The sequence below is a fragment of the Bacteroides sp. 51 genome, assembly GCF_010500965.1.
In the GTDB taxonomy this organism is placed as follows: domain Bacteria; phylum Bacteroidota; class Bacteroidia; order Bacteroidales; family Bacteroidaceae; genus Bacteroides.
Window position 1 is genome coordinate 66,498 of record NZ_QVMI01000013.1, and the last position, 18,701, is coordinate 85,198.

At 42.0% G+C, this 18,701-nt stretch carries 16 protein-coding genes; 6 read left to right on the forward strand and 10 right to left on the reverse strand.

Annotation, left to right across the window (positions count from 1 at the left end; translation table 11 throughout):
* Positions 1 to 120: 120 nt before the first annotated feature.
* From lon to D0T87_RS11565, 3 genes are read left to right on the forward strand one after another with little or no spacing between them, the layout of a single operon-like run.
* Positions 121 to 2,610, forward strand: coding sequence for an endopeptidase La (gene lon, locus D0T87_RS11555; RefSeq protein ID WP_163175287.1), 2,490 nt, complete (start codon positions 121 to 123; stop codon positions 2,608 to 2,610).
* Positions 2,607 to 3,737 carry a tRNA guanosine(34) transglycosylase Tgt gene (tgt, locus tag D0T87_RS11560; RefSeq protein WP_163175288.1) on the forward strand — a complete coding sequence of 377 codons (1,131 nt, stop codon included), beginning with the start codon at positions 2,607 to 2,609 and terminating at the stop codon, positions 3,735 to 3,737. Before lon ends, tgt begins: the two co-directional genes overlap by 4 nt.
* An 8-nt stretch (positions 3,738 to 3,745) precedes the next feature.
* The gene (locus tag D0T87_RS11565; protein WP_163175289.1) at positions 3,746 to 4,837 is read left to right on the forward strand and encodes an LptF/LptG family permease; all 1,092 of its coding nucleotides are present in this window, start codon (positions 3,746 to 3,748) and stop codon (positions 4,835 to 4,837) included.
* A gap of 434 nt (positions 4,838 to 5,271) precedes the next feature.
* Here the strand turns inward: D0T87_RS11565 and D0T87_RS11570 are convergent, their stop codons facing one another.
* The gene (locus D0T87_RS11570) at positions 5,272 to 5,769 is read right to left on the reverse strand and encodes a thioredoxin-like domain-containing protein (protein ID WP_163175290.1); all 498 of its coding nucleotides are present in this window, start codon (positions 5,767 to 5,769) and stop codon (positions 5,272 to 5,274) included.
* A 337-nt stretch (positions 5,770 to 6,106) separates the two neighbouring features.
* On the opposite strand from D0T87_RS11570, the gene serB reads away from it, so the two are divergent.
* Together serB and D0T87_RS11580 are read left to right on the forward strand one after the other, a co-directional pair.
* Positions 6,107 to 7,345, forward strand: a complete 1,239-nt coding sequence (gene serB, locus D0T87_RS11575) for a phosphoserine phosphatase SerB (RefSeq protein WP_163175291.1) — start codon at positions 6,107 to 6,109, stop codon at positions 7,343 to 7,345.
* A 177-nt stretch (positions 7,346 to 7,522) separates the two neighbouring features.
* Positions 7,523 to 8,776: a DEAD/DEAH box helicase gene (locus D0T87_RS11580; RefSeq protein ID WP_163175292.1), complete on the forward strand. Its 1,254-nt coding sequence runs from the start codon at positions 7,523 to 7,525 to the stop codon at positions 8,774 to 8,776.
* On the opposite strand, the gene D0T87_RS11585 is transcribed toward D0T87_RS11580, so the two are convergent.
* From D0T87_RS11585 to D0T87_RS11610, 6 genes are all read right to left on the reverse strand, one after another.
* A complete protein-coding gene (locus D0T87_RS11585) occupies positions 8,766 to 9,362 on the reverse strand; it encodes a phosphoglycerate mutase family protein (protein WP_163175293.1) in 597 nt (198 codons plus the stop codon). The genes D0T87_RS11580 and D0T87_RS11585 overlap by 11 nt on opposite strands.
* Before the next feature lie 201 nt (positions 9,363 to 9,563).
* A complete protein-coding gene (locus D0T87_RS11590) occupies positions 9,564 to 10,013 on the reverse strand; it encodes a DUF4293 domain-containing protein (protein WP_163175294.1) in 450 nt (149 codons plus the stop codon).
* 1 nt (position 10,014) lies between these two features.
* On the reverse strand, positions 10,015 to 10,350 hold the full coding sequence (locus D0T87_RS11595; protein ID WP_163175295.1) for a DNA-directed RNA polymerase subunit omega: 336 nt from the start codon (positions 10,348 to 10,350) through the stop codon (positions 10,015 to 10,017).
* Positions 10,351 to 10,365: 15 nt separating this feature from the next.
* Complete coding sequence (locus tag D0T87_RS11600) at positions 10,366 to 11,178, reverse strand: outer membrane protein assembly factor BamD (RefSeq protein WP_163175296.1); 813 nt, start codon at positions 11,176 to 11,178, stop codon at positions 10,366 to 10,368.
* Between the two features lie 190 nt (positions 11,179 to 11,368).
* Positions 11,369 to 11,794: an amino acid-binding protein gene (locus tag D0T87_RS11605; RefSeq protein WP_163175297.1), complete on the reverse strand. Its 426-nt coding sequence runs from the start codon at positions 11,792 to 11,794 to the stop codon at positions 11,369 to 11,371.
* A gap of 93 nt (positions 11,795 to 11,887) precedes the next feature.
* Complete coding sequence (locus D0T87_RS11610) at positions 11,888 to 13,186, reverse strand: phenylacetate--CoA ligase family protein (protein ID WP_163175298.1); 1,299 nt, start codon at positions 13,184 to 13,186, stop codon at positions 11,888 to 11,890.
* A gap of 153 nt (positions 13,187 to 13,339) precedes the next feature.
* On the opposite strand from D0T87_RS11610, the gene uvrB reads away from it, so the two are divergent.
* Positions 13,340 to 15,367 (forward strand): excinuclease ABC subunit UvrB, encoded by a 2,028-nt coding sequence (gene uvrB, locus D0T87_RS11615; protein WP_163175299.1) that lies wholly within the window; start codon positions 13,340 to 13,342, stop codon positions 15,365 to 15,367.
* Positions 15,368 to 15,968: 601 nt separating this feature from the next.
* Here uvrB and D0T87_RS11620 read toward each other — a convergent pair.
* The 3 genes from D0T87_RS11620 to D0T87_RS11630 all read right to left on the reverse strand — a co-directional run bounded on the left by D0T87_RS11620 (position 15,969) and on the right by D0T87_RS11630 (position 18,633).
* Positions 15,969 to 16,370 carry a DUF5856 family protein gene (locus D0T87_RS11620; RefSeq protein ID WP_163175300.1) on the reverse strand — a complete coding sequence of 134 codons (402 nt, stop codon included), beginning with the start codon at positions 16,368 to 16,370 and terminating at the stop codon, positions 15,969 to 15,971.
* Between the two features lie 65 nt (positions 16,371 to 16,435).
* The gene (locus D0T87_RS11625) at positions 16,436 to 17,122 is read right to left on the reverse strand and encodes a response regulator transcription factor (protein WP_163175301.1); all 687 of its coding nucleotides are present in this window, start codon (positions 17,120 to 17,122) and stop codon (positions 16,436 to 16,438) included.
* The gene (locus tag D0T87_RS11630; protein WP_163175302.1) at positions 17,119 to 18,633 is read right to left on the reverse strand and encodes a sensor histidine kinase KdpD; all 1,515 of its coding nucleotides are present in this window, start codon (positions 18,631 to 18,633) and stop codon (positions 17,119 to 17,121) included. The genes D0T87_RS11625 and D0T87_RS11630 overlap by 4 nt, the downstream gene beginning before the upstream one ends.
* Positions 18,634 to 18,701: the final 68 nt, after the last annotated feature.

Here is an 18,701-nt window from a genome sequence, read left to right on the forward strand (position 1 = left end):
TGTTGGGAGTTCCGCCATTTTTGGTTTTTTATTGTTATAGTGTTTTATAATTAATGTAGAATAGATTAACTTTGCAGACGTTTTGCGATAAAGCAAACCAGCACTAAATAATAAATGCACATGAGAAGAGACAATTACATGTCTGAGGACGAAAAAGATTTCGAAGAACAAAACGATAGCACTTTCTCACTAATTGCCGATTTTGAAGGAAACGAAGAACAACTTTTCGATATAAAGGTAGACATAGATGGGAATATTCCTATTCTACCGCTCAGAAACATGATGCTATTTCCAGGCGTTTTCCTCCCTATCACTGTAGGACGGAGATCATCTATGAAAGTAGTTAAGGACGCCGAGAAAAATAAAAGCTTTATTGCGGTATTCTGTCAGAAAGAAGCCAGAATAGAGCAACCGACGAAACAGGATCTCTATCCGATTGGTGTAATTGCCAAAGTAGTTAAGATACTGCAAATGCCCGATCGCACCACTACAGCCATTCTTCAGGGAATAAGACGCACTGAGTTGCTGGAAATTGGTCAACTACGCCCCTTCCTGAAAGGCGAGGTAAAGCTTCTTGATGACGATGTTCCGCCAAAGACTGATAAAGAATATGCAGCCCTTGTAGATACCTGCAAAGACTTGACTATACGTTATGTCAAAGCATCCGAGATGATGCACCAGGATTCCGTTTTTGCTATCAAGAACATCAGTAACCCAATGTTTTTGATCAATTTTATCTGTACTAATCTTCCGCTTAAGCTAGAAGAAAAGATAGAGTTGATCAACATGGACTCGTTAAGGGACCGTACTTTCCGTTTGCTGGAAATCCTGAACCGCGAAGTGCAACTCATGGAATTGAAAGCAAGTATCCAGATGCGTGCCCGCGAAGATATTGATCAGCAACAACGGGAATACTTCTTGCAACAACAAATCAAGAATATTCAGGAAGAGCTGGGTGGGAATACGCAAGACCAGGAAATTGAAGAGTTGCGTAAGAAAGCCCGGGCTATGAAATGGCCGTTTGAGGTTGCTACTACTTTTGATAAAGAAGTAGCTAAACTAGAACGCACTCATCCTCAGTCACCCGATTACAGTATACAGCTCAACTATCTGCAAACCATGCTCGGATTGCCCTGGGGGATATATACCGTAGATAATCTGAACCTGACCCAGGCCGAAAAGACTTTGAACAAAGACCATTACGGATTGGAGAAGGTAAAAGAGCGTATACTTGAGCATCTTGCCGTATTAAAGTTGAAGGATGACATGAAATCGCCCATCATCTGTTTGTATGGCCCTCCGGGAGTGGGTAAAACTTCGCTTGGACGATCCATCGCTTCTGCTTTGAAACGCAAATACATTCGTATGTCATTGGGTGGTGTTCATGATGAAGCGGAAATTCGCGGTCACCGTAGGACATACATCGGTGCGATGCCGGGACGCGTTATTAAGAACCTGATCAAGGCTGGCTCTTCTAATCCGGTATTCATATTGGACGAAATTGATAAATTGGGTTCCGATCATAAAGGCGATCCTTCTTCGGCATTGTTAGAAGTACTCGACCCGGAACAGAACAATACGTTCCACGATAACTTCCTTGATGTGGATTACGATCTGTCGAAAGTGATGTTCATCGCTACGGCAAACAATCTGAATTCTATTCCTGCCCCACTATTGGACCGTATGGAGATGATTGAAATTAGTGGCTACATTACAGAAGAGAAAGTAGAAATCGCTCGTCGTCACCTTGTTCCAAAGGCGCTGGAAGCTAACGGATTGAAGAAGAACAATATCAAGATACCAAAGGATACGCTCGAGGCTATCGTTGAGGACTATACCCGTGAAAGCGGTGTGCGTGAATTGGAAAAGAAAATCGGTAAGATTCTACGCAAAAGTGCTCGTCAATATGCTACAGACGGATATTTCCTTAAAAGTGAAATCAAACCAACTGATTTATATAATTTCCTTGGTGCACCGGAATATAGCCGCGATAAATATCAGGGCAATGAATATGCCGGCGTAGTGACCGGACTTGCCTGGACTGCCGTAGGTGGAGAAATTCTTTTTGTTGAAACCAGTTTAAGCAAAGGTAAAGTCGGCAAACTCACGTTGACGGGTAATCTGGGTGATGTGATGAAAGAATCGGCTATGTTGGCGCTTGAGTATATCAAATCACATGCTTCAGTTTTGGAACTGAATGAAGAGATCTTCGATAACTGGAACATCCATATCCACGTTCCTGAAGGAGCTATTCCAAAGGATGGTCCTTCGGCAGGTATTACTATGGCCACGTCATTGGCTTCGGCCCTGACCCAACGTAAGGTAAAGGCTAACCTGGCTATGACAGGCGAGATCACCCTTCGTGGTAAAGTACTTCCCGTGGGCGGCATCAAGGAAAAGATTCTTGCAGCCAAACGTGCCGGCATCAAAGAAATTATTCTGAGTGCTGAGAATGAAAAGAACATCAACGAAATAGAAGCTATATATCTGAAAGGGTTGAAGTTTCATTACGTAAATGATATTAAAGAAGTATTCGCTATTGCGCTGACCAAGGAAAAGGTGGCAGATGCAATTGACCTGACTGTAAAAAAGGCCGAAGACAAGAAATGACATTTGAACTACAATACAGTGACTCCAAGAGTAACGCGCGGGCAGGATTGCTGACTACTGATCATGGTCAGATCCAAACCCCTATCTTCATGCCTGTTGGGACACTGGGCTCTGTTAAAGGAGTCCACCAGACGGAGCTGAAAGAGGATATCAACGCCCAGATTATTCTTGGAAATACGTACCATTTATATTTACGTCCGGGATTGGAAGTAATAGAAAAAGCCGGTGGACTGCATAAGTTCAACGGCTTTGACCGTCCTATGCTTACCGATAGCGGTGGCTTTCAGGTGTTCTCGCTGTCCGGCATACGTAAACTAAAAGAAGAAGGTGCCGAATTCCGTTCGCATATCGACGGAAGCAAACACTTGTTTACGCCAGAGAAAGTGATGGACATTGAACGTATCATTGGCGCCGATATTATGATGGCTTTCGACGAGTGTCCTCCGGGCGATTCGGATTATGCATACGCCAAGAAGTCTATGGAGCTTACACACCGTTGGCTGGACAGATGCATTCATCGTTTTAATGAAACGGAGCCAAAGTACGGGTATAGCCAATCCTTGTTCCCTATTGTGCAGGGTTGCGTATACCCCGATCTTCGTCAACGTTCGGCAGAATATATTGCTTCTAAGAATGCAGATGGCAATGCGATTGGCGGACTGGCTGTGGGCGAACCGGTTGATAAGATGTATGAGATGATCGAACTGGTTAATGCTATACTTCCCAAAGACAAACCACGTTACTTGATGGGAGTCGGCACACCGGTCAATATACTCGAAGGCATCGAAAGAGGAGTTGATATGTTCGACTGTGTTATGCCTACCCGTAATGGACGGAATGGTATGCTCTTTACGAAAGAGGGCATCATGAACATGAAAAACAAGAAGTGGGAAATGGACTTCTCTCCTATTGAAGAGGACGGAGCTTCGGTTGTAGATACACTATACACCAAAGCTTATCTGCGCCACTTGTTCCACGCGCAAGAACTGCTTGCCATGCAAATCGCCTCAATTCATAACCTGGCGTTTTATCTATGGCTGGTGGGTGAAGCCAGAAAACACATTATCGAAGGTGACTTTTCTACCTGGAAACCGATGATGGTAAAGAAACTATCCACAAGATTATAACAAAAACTATGGGCAAAATACTAAAACGGCTTGACTGGTATATTATTAAGAAGTTTCTGGGAACATACGTGTTTGCCATAGCCTTGATCATATCTATCGCTGTAGTGTTCGACTACAACGAGAAGATGGACAAGTTTGCGAACAACAATGCGCCATGGTCGGCTATTATATTTGACTATTATCTTAACTTCGTTCCTTACTTTGCCAATCTGTTCAGTCCGCTGTTTGTATTTATTGCTGTAATATTTTTCACCTCGAAGCTTGCCGAGAACTCAGAAATCATAGCCATGTTCTCAACCGGTATGAGTTTCAAGCGGTTGATGCGTCCTTATATGATTTCGGCAGCAGTAATCGCAATAGTTACTTTCTTTCTGGGATCGTATATCATTCCGCAAGGTAGTGTTACGCGCCTGGCTTTTGAGGATAAATATTATAAACCCCGAAAAACGACCACTGCAAAGAATATTCAACTCGAAGTAGACTCTGGCGTTATTGCTTATATGGGTAATTATTATGATTATCGTAAATCGGGGAATAACTTCTCGTTGGATAAGTTTGTGGATAAAGAACTTGTATCGCACCTGACTGCACGTAGCATCACCTACGATACGACCTCTACTTATAAATGGACACTCAAAGATTATACCATTCGCGAAATGGGCGGGCTGAAAGAAACCATCACCCGGGGAGATAAACTGGATACAATCATCAAGATGGAACCCAGCGACTTCCTCATTGCCCGTAATCAACAGGAAATGCTTACCAGTCCACAGCTTAGTACTTATATAGACCAACAAAAAAGACGTGGATTCGCCAATATCAAGGAATTTGAGATTGAGTATCACCGGCGTATTGCCGCCTCATTTGCGTCCTTTATCCTGACGGCCATTGGTCTGTCGCTCTCATCGCGCAAAGTAAAAGGAGGAATGGGACTGCACCTCGGTATCGGTCTGGCACTCAGCTTCTCATTCATTCTCTTCCAGACTGTATCTTCTACCTTTGCCATAAGCGGCAGTATGCCACCGGTGGTAGCGGTATGGGTTCCTAACCTACTCTATGCGCTGATTGCCGTTTACCTTTATACAAAAGCTCCTAAATAGAAAGTTTCGCTAAGAAATGACGCACTGTCTCAGTGATGTTGATCCAGTGCCTGAGCCGAGCTGATGCACTGGACCAATCTGCCTGATGCACTGGATGAATCTGGTTGATGTACTGGATCAATCTGGTCGATGTAGTAGGTAAATCCAACTGATGTACTGGATGAATCAGATTGATCCACTGAATGAAGGACATTGCCCTACTGCTTGAGGGAGATTGAACTACTGGCTGAACTTCATTAAGACAGTGCTCTATTCGCTAACGATCTACTTTTCTAAACCTGGAGCGGCACCTTGCCACAAAAAAAATCCCGCCTACACGAATGTGCAAACGGGATCATTTGTTGTATTCTTTCCTCTTTATTCAATTCCAGTCCCTACATATTCAGTGGGAAGGGAATGCCTTACTTTCGTATGATCTTATCATACGCACTGTATTAGTTAAGATAATCCGAAAGCTCGGTTGCAGAGATGTTTTTGGCTATAATTACACCATTATCATCCAATAAATAGTTAGTAAATCCGCGGTTTAGGTTATACTTCTTGAACAAACCGGATTTCTCGCCCTTGGTTTCCACGAAACAAGTGGGCGTAACTATTTGGTCCTTACGAATGGTTTCAGCAAAAATCGACTGATATTCATCAAACGATACGGAAACCATTTTCACATTGTCATAGGTAGTTGACTGAAGCGCATTGCTCAAACCAGCGTTGAGCATCCGGGATTGCGCATCGTAACTTGCCCAGAAACTTAGCAAAACATATTCACCTTTCAATTCATCAAGGTCTACGGTTTGCTCGTTAGATATAGTTTTGATTTTAAAATCAGGGGCTACATCACCCAGGTTCAACCCTCCGGTGGGTTTGTCTTTTGCGACGAAAGAAGTCAAGGAACTAATGAGTAATACAACAAAAATCCATTTTACATGTCTCATGTAATTCGGTTTTGGTTAATACTATCCGGGCTGGTCCGTAAACCAGGGTTTCTCCCGGACTCTGCTTTTTGAAAAGCATCAATAAATTAAAATCTACTGATATTCAAGGCTTTCCTTTCAGAAACCGGGTGCAAAGTTAAGCACAAATACCAATACAAACCAAATAAACATGTAAATTTCTCAATTATTACAAGTAATATTTTATGTTATTTAGCATAAAGACAGGCTTTTTACTTACTTTTGCAGAATATACGAAGCACCTTAACATAGCCCAAACAAGTTTGGCTCTGTATTCGGTTTTCGCTATATTTACACAGAAATTAAAACAACCTCAAGTATGCACAATTCATCGAATACCGAACTTATTTTAATTCGCATCACAGGCGAAGATCGTCCGGGACTTACAGCATCCATCACAGAGATTCTGGCAAAATATGATACCACGATTCTCGACATTGGGCAAGCCGATATTCATAACACATTATCGCTGGGAATCTTGTGTAAAACAGAAGAACGAAGGTCAGGATTTGTTATGAAAGAATTACTATTCAAAGCATCCGAACTTGGGGTAACCATCCACTTCTCTCCCACTTCGGTAGAAGAATACGAGAACTGGGTTAATATGCAAGGAAAAAACCGCTATATATTAACCTTACTAGGACGCAAGTTATCTGCCAAACAAATATCGGCTGTTACCCACATCCTGGCAGAACAAAGCATGAACATTGATGCCATCAAACGCCTGACGGGACGTATGCCACTAGATGAAGAAAAAGCAAATATACGTGCATGCATCGAATTCTCGGTACGCGGAACCCCGAAAGACAGAATCGGAATGCAAGAGCAACTCATGGTACTGGCAAGCAAACTGGAAATGGACTTCTCTTTTCAACTCGATAATATGTATCGCCGCATGCGCCGGCTAATCTGCTTTGATATGGACTCTACACTCATCGAAACGGAGGTTATTGATGAATTGGCCATCCGCGCAGGTGTAGGAGAACAGGTAAAAGAGATCACAGAACGCGCCATGCGCGGAGAAATCGACTTTACAGAAAGTTTCCGCGAACGGGTAGCTTTACTGAAAGGACTGGACGAATCTGTTATGAAAGAAATTGCCGAAAGTTTACCCATAACCGAAGGCGTTGACCGATTGATGTATGTATTAAAGAAGTACGGATATAAAATCGCGATTCTCTCCGGAGGATTCACCTATTTCGGTCGATACCTACAAGATAAATACGGCATCGACTATGTATATGCCAATGAACTGGAAATCGTGGATGGAAAGCTGACCGGAAATTATCTGGGCGATGTGGTAGACGGCAAAAGAAAAGCCGAACTCCTCCGGCTCATCGCACAAGTAGAAAAAGTAGATATCGCACAAACCATTGCAGTAGGCGACGGAGCAAACGACCTACCCATGCTGGGCATTGCCGGACTGGGCATTGCATTCCACGCCAAGCCCAAAGTTGTAGCAAACGCCAAACAATCTATCAACACCATCGGACTGGATGGCGTACTATACTTCCTCGGATTCAAAGACTCCTACCTCGACGAACGCGGAAAACTTTAGGCAGCGAGGCGCTGCACCCAATGGCGGCAAGCCGCAGTTTGACGGATTTATTATTAGACGCGGATTACACAGATTGCAAAGAACAATCCATGTAATCCGCGTCTAAAATAATAATATACCTACAGAAGACAGAAATTGATATTTTACACGTATCTTTGCGTAAAATTTAAATATAGAATGAAGTTTTCTGAATTAAAGCTACAAGATAGTGTACTGGATGCATTGGATGCAATGAGATTTGATGAGTGTACTCCCATTCAGGAACAAGCCATACCAATTATACTGGAAGGACGTGACCTAATTGCGGTAGCACAAACCGGAACGGGGAAAACCGCTGCTTTCCTATTACCTATATTAGATAAGCTCAGTACGGGAAATTATCCCGCAGATGCAATCAATTGTGTCGTTATGTCTCCCACCCGTGAGTTGGCTCAACAAATTGACCAACAGATGGAAGGCTTCTCTTATTTCGTGCCAGTATCCAGTGTACCCGTATATGGCGGAAGCGATGGTGTCCTGTTTGAGCAACAAAAGAAAGGGTTAACACTGGGAGCCGACGTAGTTATTGCTACTCCGGGGCGATTAATATCACACCTGAGCCTAGGATACGTTGATCTATCCAAAGTGTCTTTCTTCATTCTCGATGAAGCCGACCGTATGTTGGACATGGGATTCTATGACGACATTATGCAAATCTTCAAGCATTTCCCGGAAACATGCCAGGTTATTATGTTTTCTGCAACTATGCCGACCAAAATCCAACAAATGGCAAAGAAGATTCTAAAGAATCCGGCAGAAGTGAAGTTGGCAGTTTCCAAACCCGCAGAAAAAATCATTCAAGCAGCATATATATGTTATGAACGCCAAAAGCTGGGAATAATTCAATCTCTTTTTATAGATGAAGTACCAGAACGGGTAATTATATTTGCATCGTCAAAGATAAAGGTTAAAGAAGTAGCCCGCTCGCTAAAAATGATGAAACTGAATATCGGCGAAATGCACTCAGACCTGGATCAATCGCAACGAGAACATATCATGCGGGAATTCAAAGCGGGAAGAATCAATATTCTGGTAGCCACGGATATTGTATCCAGAGGCATTGACATCGACGACATACGCTTGGTGGTAAATTACGATGTACCCCATGACAGTGAAGATTATGTACACCGAATCGGACGTACAGCACGCGCCAACAATGATGGAGTAGCTATTACATTTGTTAGCGAAAAAGAGCAGACCAATTTCAAGAATATAGAAACCTTCCTTGGAAAGGATATATATAAAATTCCACTTCCGGAAGAATTGGGAGAAGCTCCGGAATACAAACCTTCAGAAAATAAGTATAAAAGAAGCGGTGGATTCCGCAAAAGTAGTGGTGGAACGAAGAGAAAAGGAAACTATTCCTCAAAGAGTAAACAAGCTAAGAAATAACGGGCATCCATTTCAAAACACCTACCACCGGGTTATTCTTTCGCCATTCTTGGAACTCACTATAACTGCGTACGTTTCCTTCCAGTACGGCACGGTAGATTTCTATTCCCATCACCTGATCTGTTTCAGGAATATCATATTTTATTTGTAATATCGCAAGTCGGGTTTCCGGGGTAAGAACATCCATTACCCTTTGGGTAACTTGCTCCATATAACCATCAAAGGCAGATCCTTTTTGAATATGGATTAAATCAAATTTCCATATATCCCCTTGTTTATCTTCGTACCTAACATGCCACTCAAGGCATGCTTCCTCAGTATCAAGAAGATTAGTATATTCAATGTGCTTCACAGCCGGATTCTCAGACAGTCGAGCTATGACCAAAAAGCTATCGCTTACTATCACAGGATCAGAGTATATATGAAAGTCTATATCGAGATTGTTCATCAGCAATCCTGATTTCAATGAACCAACAAGATTTATCTCCGCACCAATACTATGCCAAATAGCCATCATATCGGTTTCTTTGATTATTTCCCAAGCCCGCTTCTGATTTTGCTGAGCGATTGCAAGAATATCTTTCATTAAATCTATCGATTAATTATCATTGAGTTGCCCTTCGGGGCGCCGGTATGTAATTATACTCAAAACCCCAGGTGTCGCTTCGCTTTACCTGGGGCTGAAATAAGTTACCACTTCGGGGTGTATCTTTTGTTTTAAAACCTGACCGTGGAACCTTGCCACCCGCATGGGAAACTTGGGTGCAGCGCCTCGCTGCCCTTGCCGTTAGCGTAGGCGGTCGGCGGCTTTGACTAGTACTTCATCGCGTCCGATGGCACGAATAGCCAGGTAATTCAGAATGATGGCGACTAGCGGTAAGCATAATGCCCAGTTGATCTGGAATGAAGCTTCCAGATCGCCCTTTAATACAAAATAAAATGCAATAAACGCAAGATAGTAGCCAATCAGCAATATGGTATTGAAGATCGTCATTCTAATTTGCAACATTCTATTTTTGTATAAAAAGATAGTAGCAACAGCAATAATAGAACTCAGCAATAAAATTGCAAAAAGTCCCCACGATGATTGAAATACATCGCCTGCACTAATACCTAAAGGACTAAATGTATATGTAACTGCCTCCGCATCTGTAAAATAGCCCAGTGGCAAACACATACTGGCGATCAGCAAACCAACGACTAGCAAAAGATAGACAGTTTGAATACGCTGAATCATATTACTGTAGTTTTTCTTTTTCCTTAGCCGGATTTCTATAGTAAACCTTTCCCTCGATATATTCCTGAGCAGCAATCAACGTTGCCTTTGGAAGTTTTTCGTAATAACGGGATATTTCGATCTGTTCTCTGTTTTCAAATGTTTCTTCCAGGTTATCGTTATAAGAAGCGAATTCCTGTAGTTTTTTAGATAGATCACTTTTCATTTCTACACTGATCTGGTTGGAGCGTTTGCCAATGATAGAAACTGTTTCGTACACATTACCTGTATCTGCACACAATTCCATCATATCACGGGTAACGGTGTTGCTTGGAGCATTCGTTTTTCTGTAGTCCATAAATTAATATCTATTTTAGTCTTCTTGAGTAGTTACTTTATCACTTGATTCCTTGAATATCTTTTCAGCCTCTTTCAGGAATTTACTTTCCGGAAATTCGTTTTTGAAAGCATAATATTCATCAATCGTATCCCGATAACGTTCATCTTGTCTTTCTTCGATACTATTTATTGCCATTTCATATTTAGCACGAAGAATCAAGATAGAAAGTTCTTCACGATACACTGTGTATGGGTAATCCTTTAATGCATTTTGCGCTGTGATTACACAAGATAAATAGTTATTTCCCATGTAGTTGCCTAAATTGTAGTACAACCTGGATGAGTAGAGTTCTTTACGAACCAACTTATCCTGCAAGGCAAAAATCATCTCCTGTGCTTCTGACTTCTTCAAGCTCTGTGGAAAGTATTCCATAAACATTTGAAGTTCACGAACAGCCAGGTATGTTCCGGATTGATCCAAACGGGCTTCCGGGCTATCCAGATACAACGCTTTACCTGAGTGGAAACGGGAAAGTTCGGTATATGTACCACGTGGATACGTGTTGTAATACGTCATAAAGGTTTGCGCAGCAGTAGAATAATCTTTTTGATTATAATAGCTCATGCCCAACATATAAAGTGATTCCTCGGCTTTATCCGTACCTTTCAAAATAGTGATCAACTCATTCAAAAGAGTTGCGGCACGTCCATATTGCCCTTTAGCGAAATAGTTTTTAGCAGCTTCGTATTTGTACTCATAATCAGTACTCTTCAGCACTTTATTGTACTCTCCACACGAGGATAAAACGAGCGCTGCTAATAAAATTACAAAAAGATTTTTCTTCATACCTTTATAATAATTGCGCAAAGTTACTGATTCAGCTTCAATTAACCAAGTTAATAAAATTGAAAGTTAGTATTCTATAGACAAAAGTGGGTTTTCTATAGACAAAAGAACAAAAGAAACACATTTTTCCCCGTTTCCACGAGGTATGTGTTCTTTTGTTCCTGTGTCTAAATACGGTAAACCTTATGCATTAAAGCTTGTATAGATCGCTGGCTGCAAGCAATTCTACTTTTTTCTCGGTCAGCACCTCGATACATTTCTCCAGATTGCTTGGGCGGATAATTACATTGGCCGAATTGTTGTTGGCAAAAGAATACATATATTCGATGAATACGCCTGCTTCCGACAGATAATTCAATACCTTAGCCAATGCTCCGGGAACATTAGGACAGTTAATACCCACAACATTGGTAACATTTACAGCAAAATGATTCTTCTTCAGTACATCATAAGCTTTGTCCGGATCGGAAACGATACCGCGTAAGATCCCAAAATCTGCATTTTCAGCGATACAAAGAGCAGATAGATTGATATCTTCTTTCGCTAAAACTTCAGTTACTTCTGTCAAACGGCCTGTATTATTTTCCAAAAAGATGGAAAGCTGCTTTGCTATCATATTAATTTTGAATTTAAAATTATGAATTATACTTTCTAATTATTGGGAAAGATAGAGATTTTTCTTTAAAATCCAGCCCTTCATTCATAATAATTAAAGTTTTCTATTATCAATTACGCGCTTAGCTTTGCCGATACTACGCTCAATGCTGCGAGGCTCTACAAGTTTGACATCTACTCCAAGCCCAAGCACGCTTTGCAAACGGCCAACCAGTTTCTTTTTAAGCGCTAACATCTTGTTTATCTCATCCGAATAGTAGTCGGGACGCACTTCTACTTTCAACTCCATGCGGTCGGTATTATTTACGCGATCAACGGTCAAAAGATAATGTGGTTCAAACTCTTCCATTTCGAGAATAACAGATTCGAACTGGCTTGGGAATACGTTCACACCGCGAATAATCAGCATATCATCACTTCTACCCAAGATGCGATCCATACGTACCAGAGTGCGTCCGCATTTACACTTTTCTTGATGCAGAGCTGTAAGGTCTTTGGTGCGGTAGCGCAACAAGGGCATACCTTCTTTAGTCAGATGGGTAAATACAAGTTCGCCGGTTTGTCCGGGTTCCATTTGTTGCATGGTTAACGGATCTACGATTTCAGGATAGAAATGATCTTCATTGAGATGGGTACCGTCCTGACATTCACATTCATAACCGACACCGGGCCCGGCAATTTCGCTCAATCCGTAAATGTCATATGCTTTAATGCCTAGTTTTTCTTCAATTTCCTTGCGCATATTCTCTGTCCAGGGTTCTGCACCAAAGACACCGATCTTTAGTTTCAGTTCATCGCGCGAAATACCCGAGTCTTTAATGGCATCGGCCATGAATAAAGCATAAGAAGGTGTACAACAAAGTACGGTTGCACCAAAATCGTGCATCAGGGTAATTTGCTTTTCTGTATTGCCGCTGGACATTGGAATGACGGAAGCCCCGATATTCTCAGCACCATAATGCGCCCCCAATCCACCGGTGAACAGTCCATAACCATAAGCAACCTGGAAGAAATCGGAATTACTGGCGCCATAGGCCGAAAAGCAGCGCGACAGGCATTCTGTCCATGCAGACAGGTCTTTGCGGGTATATCCCACCACGGTAGGTTTGCCTGTAGTACCGGAGGAAGCGTGAATACGGACAATCTGGCTCATTGGAACAGCGCACAGTCCAAAAGGATAGTTATCGCGCAGATCACTCTTCGTAGTGAAAGGCAATTTCACGATATCATCAATATCGTTAATATCATCGGGTGTAATGCCCAACTCCTGCATTTTCTTACGGTAGAATGGTGTGTTATGATACACGTGCTCTACTATTTTCTTCAATCGAATACTTTGAATCTTGCGCAGGCTCTCCCGATCCATGCACTCAATATTTTCATTCCAAATCATCTTTTCTTATATTTTGCAACAAAATACGGTTACTCATTTTACATAAAGTCAGCAAAGTAAAGCATTTTTTTTCAAAAAACCCGAAAACTATAAGCTGAAATATTTAAATGTATTATCTTAGCAGTTCTTTTGAATTTTATGCCCTATAGCCAAATGGATTTTGAATTAACATCTGCTTATTCGCCCACAGGAGACCAGCCGGAAGCCATTGCACAACTAACAGAGGGCGTGCTGCAAGGCACTCCTGCACAAACGTTGTTAGGAGTAACCGGATCGGGAAAGACCTTCACAATAGCCAATGTAATTAAGAATATCAATAAGCCGACATTGATATTGAGTCACAATAAAACACTTGCTGCGCAGTTGTACAGTGAGTTCAAGGGTTTCTTTCCGAATAATGCGGTAGAATATTACGTTTCTTATTACGATTATTATCAACCGGAGGCTTACCTGCCGGGCAGTGATACATATATAGAAAAAGACCTGGCGATTAATGATGAAATAGATAAACTACGCCTGGCAGCTACTTCGGCCCTATTATCGGGACGGCAGGATGTGGTGGTGGTGTCTTCCGTTTCCTGTATATATGGTATGGGTAACCCGGCCGACTTCTATAATAATGTAATAGAGGTACAGCAAGGAAAGACGATTAGCCGCAATGTTTTTCTACGCCGATTGGTGGATAGTTTATATGTGCGTAACGACATTGATTTGAATCGCGGTAATTTCCGGGTAAAAGGAGATACGGTGGACATTTCGCTGGCTTACTCCGATCACATTCTGCGCATCATCTTTTGGGGAGATGAGGTGGAAACGATTGAAGAGGTAGATCCGATCAGTAATTATACGATTGGAAGGTTTGACTCGTATAAGATATACCCCGCCAATTTATTCATGACCACGAAAGAGGCTACCATACGTGCTATTCACCAGATAGAGGACGATTTGACCAAACAGGTGGCTTACTTTGAATCTGAAGGTAAACCTTATGAGGCCAAAAGGCTCCACGAACGGGTGACTTATGATATGGAAATGCTACGCGAATTGGGGCATTGTTCGGGAATTGAGAACTATTCCCGTTACTTTGATGGACGTGAACCGGGAACGCGCCCTTATTGTCTGCTGGATTTCTTTCCCGAAGATTTCCTGATGGTTATTGATGAGAGTCACGTTAGTGTTCCGCAAATACGGGCGATGTACGGCGGCGACCGGGCACGAAAAAAGAATCTGGTGGAATATGGCTTCCGCTTGCCTGCGGCAATGGATAATCGTCCGCTTACGTTTGAGGAGTTTGAAGGTATGACGCGTCAGACAATTTATGTCAGTGCAACTCCCGCAGAATATGAATTGGTACAATCCGAAGGCATTATAGTAGAACAGGTTATCCGTCCTACGGGACTGCTGGACCCGATTATAGAAGTCCGCCCAAGCCTTAACCAGATTGACGATTTGATGGAGGAAATTCAACTCAGGGTTGAAAAGGAAGAGCGTGTACTGGTAACTACACTAACGAAACGCATGGCCGAGGAGTTAACAGAGTATCTGCTCCACCACAACGTACGCTGCAACTATATTCACAGTGATGTTGATACGTTGGAAAGGGTAAAAATCATGGATGATCTCCGCCAGGGAGTGTTCGATGTGCTCATCGGGGTTAACTTACTTCGTGAGGGACTCGATTTGCCGGAGGTTTCTCTTGTAGCTATTCTGGATGCGGATAAAGAGGGTTTCCTTCGCTCCCACCGCTCGCTCACTCAAACTGCGGGACGTGCCGCCAGAAATATTAACGGTATGGTAATTATGTATGCCGATAAAATTACGGAAAGTATGCGACTTACCATTGATGAAACAAACCGCCGGAGAGAAAAACAGCTGGCCTACAATGAAGCAAACGGAATCACTCCGCAACAGATCAAGAAAGCACGCAACCTGGCTGTATTCAAAACGGACAGTCCTTTCGAGGAAAACAAACATTCGGCATATGTGGAACCGGAATCAAGCAATATAGCGGCAGACCCTGTGGTACAATATATGAGCAAAGCGCAATTGGAAAAGAGTATAGAACGGACCCGGAAACTGATGCAGGAGGCGGCCAAAAAGCTCGAATTCATCGAAGCTGCTCAATATCGCGACGAATTGTTAAAATTAGAAGATATACTGAAAGAAAAATGGACAATATAGTTAATCTATGTTATGAAACACATTTTCCTGCTTGCATAATTTGCTATTTTAATTAAAGCGCGTATCTTTGCAATGTGTTTTTCATAGTATTAGATTTAAGGTTAACAAAGGTTGGGGTCAGGCGTGATCCCTTTTTTTATGGCCCCGGCCCCGAGGCGGGGCGGCCAGATGCGGCAAGCCGCGTTTAAATTCTGCACATATTTAATTCCCTGAGATTTTAATGTTGATATCTTCTCTGTAGGCTATAAATAAATAGTCTGCACGCAATGCGTATATAATTAATACGCGCGCGTTATAATATTAGCACTTGTGCGCTATAGTTGCAACACTTGAACGTTATAGCGCTGGAAGAATAGCGCTGTTTTTCACGAAGAATAGCGCTGTTCTTTGCGAAAAACAGCGCTATTCTTCATCTCTTATACGAAATAAGTGAAAACTAGCGACGGCTACTGTTCAGCCAGGCTAAGTGTTAAGTGTAAACAGCGCAGCCGCAACCTTTCCGGAATCATACAGGGAGATACAAAAAAAGAAGCTGTCCAGAGGTAATGGTAAATCATTGACCTTTGGACAGCCTCTCCTTTGGTTTGTTTCAATCGCCTGATTAGCTTAATCTTTTCAGACGGTACAATAACTGTTGTATTGCTTCCTGATAATCATCAAGAATAGCAGCAGTAAAGTTTTCTTTGAACAAATCTCTTTGGTAATCAACGTATTTGAAGAACTTTTCTGAGTGTTCAACGATGTTTGCCGGAACTGGGGTTTCAGGAATAACAACCTTAATATCGCCGTATAAAGCGTAAGATGTTTCTACGATTCTATCCAATGCATCGGCCAAATCATCTAAGGCTTGGTCTAAAGCCATATGTTCAGCATAACTTCCCTTACCTGTTACATGCCAGTGGTATAGTTTCAGGCTGTTATTGTAAGCATACATTTTACCAAAAAATTCACCAATTTCTTTTACTGAAGCAGCAGTCTGCTTTACATCTGTTTTTGTTTCCATAATCTTTATGTTTAGAGTTTAATAATTTCCTATTTACTCTATAAACATCTCATATGGAAAAAAGTTCAGCAGCTTTCCAACATATATCCTTTTCGGGGTATAGAAGTGATATGCACGGTAGCGTCCATATGGATTGCTCTTCTCAGATAGGTTATCTGCACGTTGAGCGCCAGCGAATTAGCATATGAAGAGTCTCCCCAGATGGCCTGAAGTATCTGATCACGATGCACGGTTGTATTCAGATTAATAGCCAGGATACGCAGAATCTCCGCCTGTCGCGAGGTGATCAGGCTCTTGTTGTTGCCCGAACGAAGTTCATTGGTATTGAAGTTAAATACCGTACTACCAAAGGTATAAATCTCTTCCTGTACACTTTCCTGGGAACTAAGTTCAAAACGCTCTTTGATGCGTGCCAGAAGCTCTTCCGGATAAAAAGGCTTAGCCAGATAATCATTTCCCTTCAAACTAAACCCCTTCAACCGGTCGTTTTTATCGGAACGGTCGGACAGAAAGAAGATAAGCGTATGTTTATCTATCTCACGTATCTTGGCAGCCACTTCAAAACCATTCAATCCGGGCATATTAATATCCAACAGAACCAGGTTGGGTTTTATTTGCAGAAACTGTTCGAGGGCCTTCTCACCATTTCCGGCATAAGTAACATCATAACCCTCTTTCTCTAAAAAGCGCTTCAAAACCATAGAATATTTCAGGTCATCATCTGCAAATAAAATCTTCAATGCTGTTTTCATTGTGGTATGCATAGTGTTATCAAAGTACCCTTCCCGATTATACTTTCTAAAGAAACCCGACCCTGGTGCGCTTCACTGATTAGTTTTACATAACTCAACCCCAAACCAAGTCCGGGAATATTCTGATCGGGCAAATTGCTTCCCCGATAGAATTTGGCAAACACCCTATCCTGCTCTACTAAAGGAATACCGATGCCATTATCGCTTACCGTAAGCCACAACTCCCGACCTTTGCACGCAGCCTTTATTTCAATGCTGACATCTGCATTGGAATACTTGATGGCATTCTCTATCAGATTGCTTAATACATTAGCCAGATGAATAGGGTCGGCTTCTATAAGAGGAGATTCCATATCAAAACGGGTTGCAAATGTAACTTGTTTGCCTGCCGGAATATGGGTCAGGCGAATAACTTTATCCGCCAATTCACGAAGATCGAAACGAACCAGACTCAGAGGCGTATCTTCATTATCGGCCCGTACCATATCTTTGAGTTTATTCAGGTAAGCAGACAAGTTGTCCAATTCGAACATCGAATCCTGAATCACCTCCTCCGTAGCCTGCTCGTCGGTACGCAATTCTTTATTTCCCAGAAAGGCCACAAAGGTTTTTAATGTTTGTACAGGGCGTTTAAGTTCATGGATCATTGTATTCACAAAATTCTGCCTCAACTCTCCTACCTTCTTTTGTTTCAGTATAGTCTTTATCTGGAATATAAGGCAACCGATTAGTAATAGGATTATGCCCAAAGCGAGTAACAATTGTACCGCCATTCTTTCAAATACCGGTTGCGTAGGAAGTTTTGCATAAATGTACGCACCTTCACATTGAAAAGGACTATATGCGTAGGAAATACGTATGCCAGGTTTAAAAACACTTCCCGAATGCTCCCATCGCGAGGTATATAGAGAGTCATTTTTATCCCAATCGGTTATTGTCCACTGCAAATCCGGAAACTTTGCCGCTATAATAGAATCTAACAGTTCTTTCTTAAAAGGATTCTGATGATTCACAATGGCCAGATCAATGTTTCTGAATATTTCTGTTTGCGAGAAATTTAAATTAGCAAAAAACCTCAGACTTTCGGGAGCCACAGAGTCTAAAGCATGATCCTCCATTGGGTTATTATTCAAAGAGTCAGGAGCAGAAGCAACTTGCTTTATATATCGGCGAATCGAATCAATTGACATTTGCCCGAATTTTACTGAATCCTCCTCTTCATCGGCTCTTAAGAACGAGAACTTCATCTGGTTCCGGTTATGTATCTCTCCACTACTATTCCCGGTATATTCCGAATTTGTATTTACCATATACGTATAAGAGTTCTTTTGATCCCCCTTACGTATCTCATATTCCTTACCCGCCTCTTCCAGGATTTGTTGAGCCAGTTCCTCACTGTAAGTATTCACCACATAGGTGTACTGATTAAATAACCAATATCCTTGTACGAATATCAGCAAGAGAGCCGATACTAAAGATATGGCCCAGATCAAACGAATCCTTTTCTCCATCTTTCATCCTATTTTCTACAAAGATATATACGCGCACACGAGAATGCAATCCATACACCGAGTTTTTT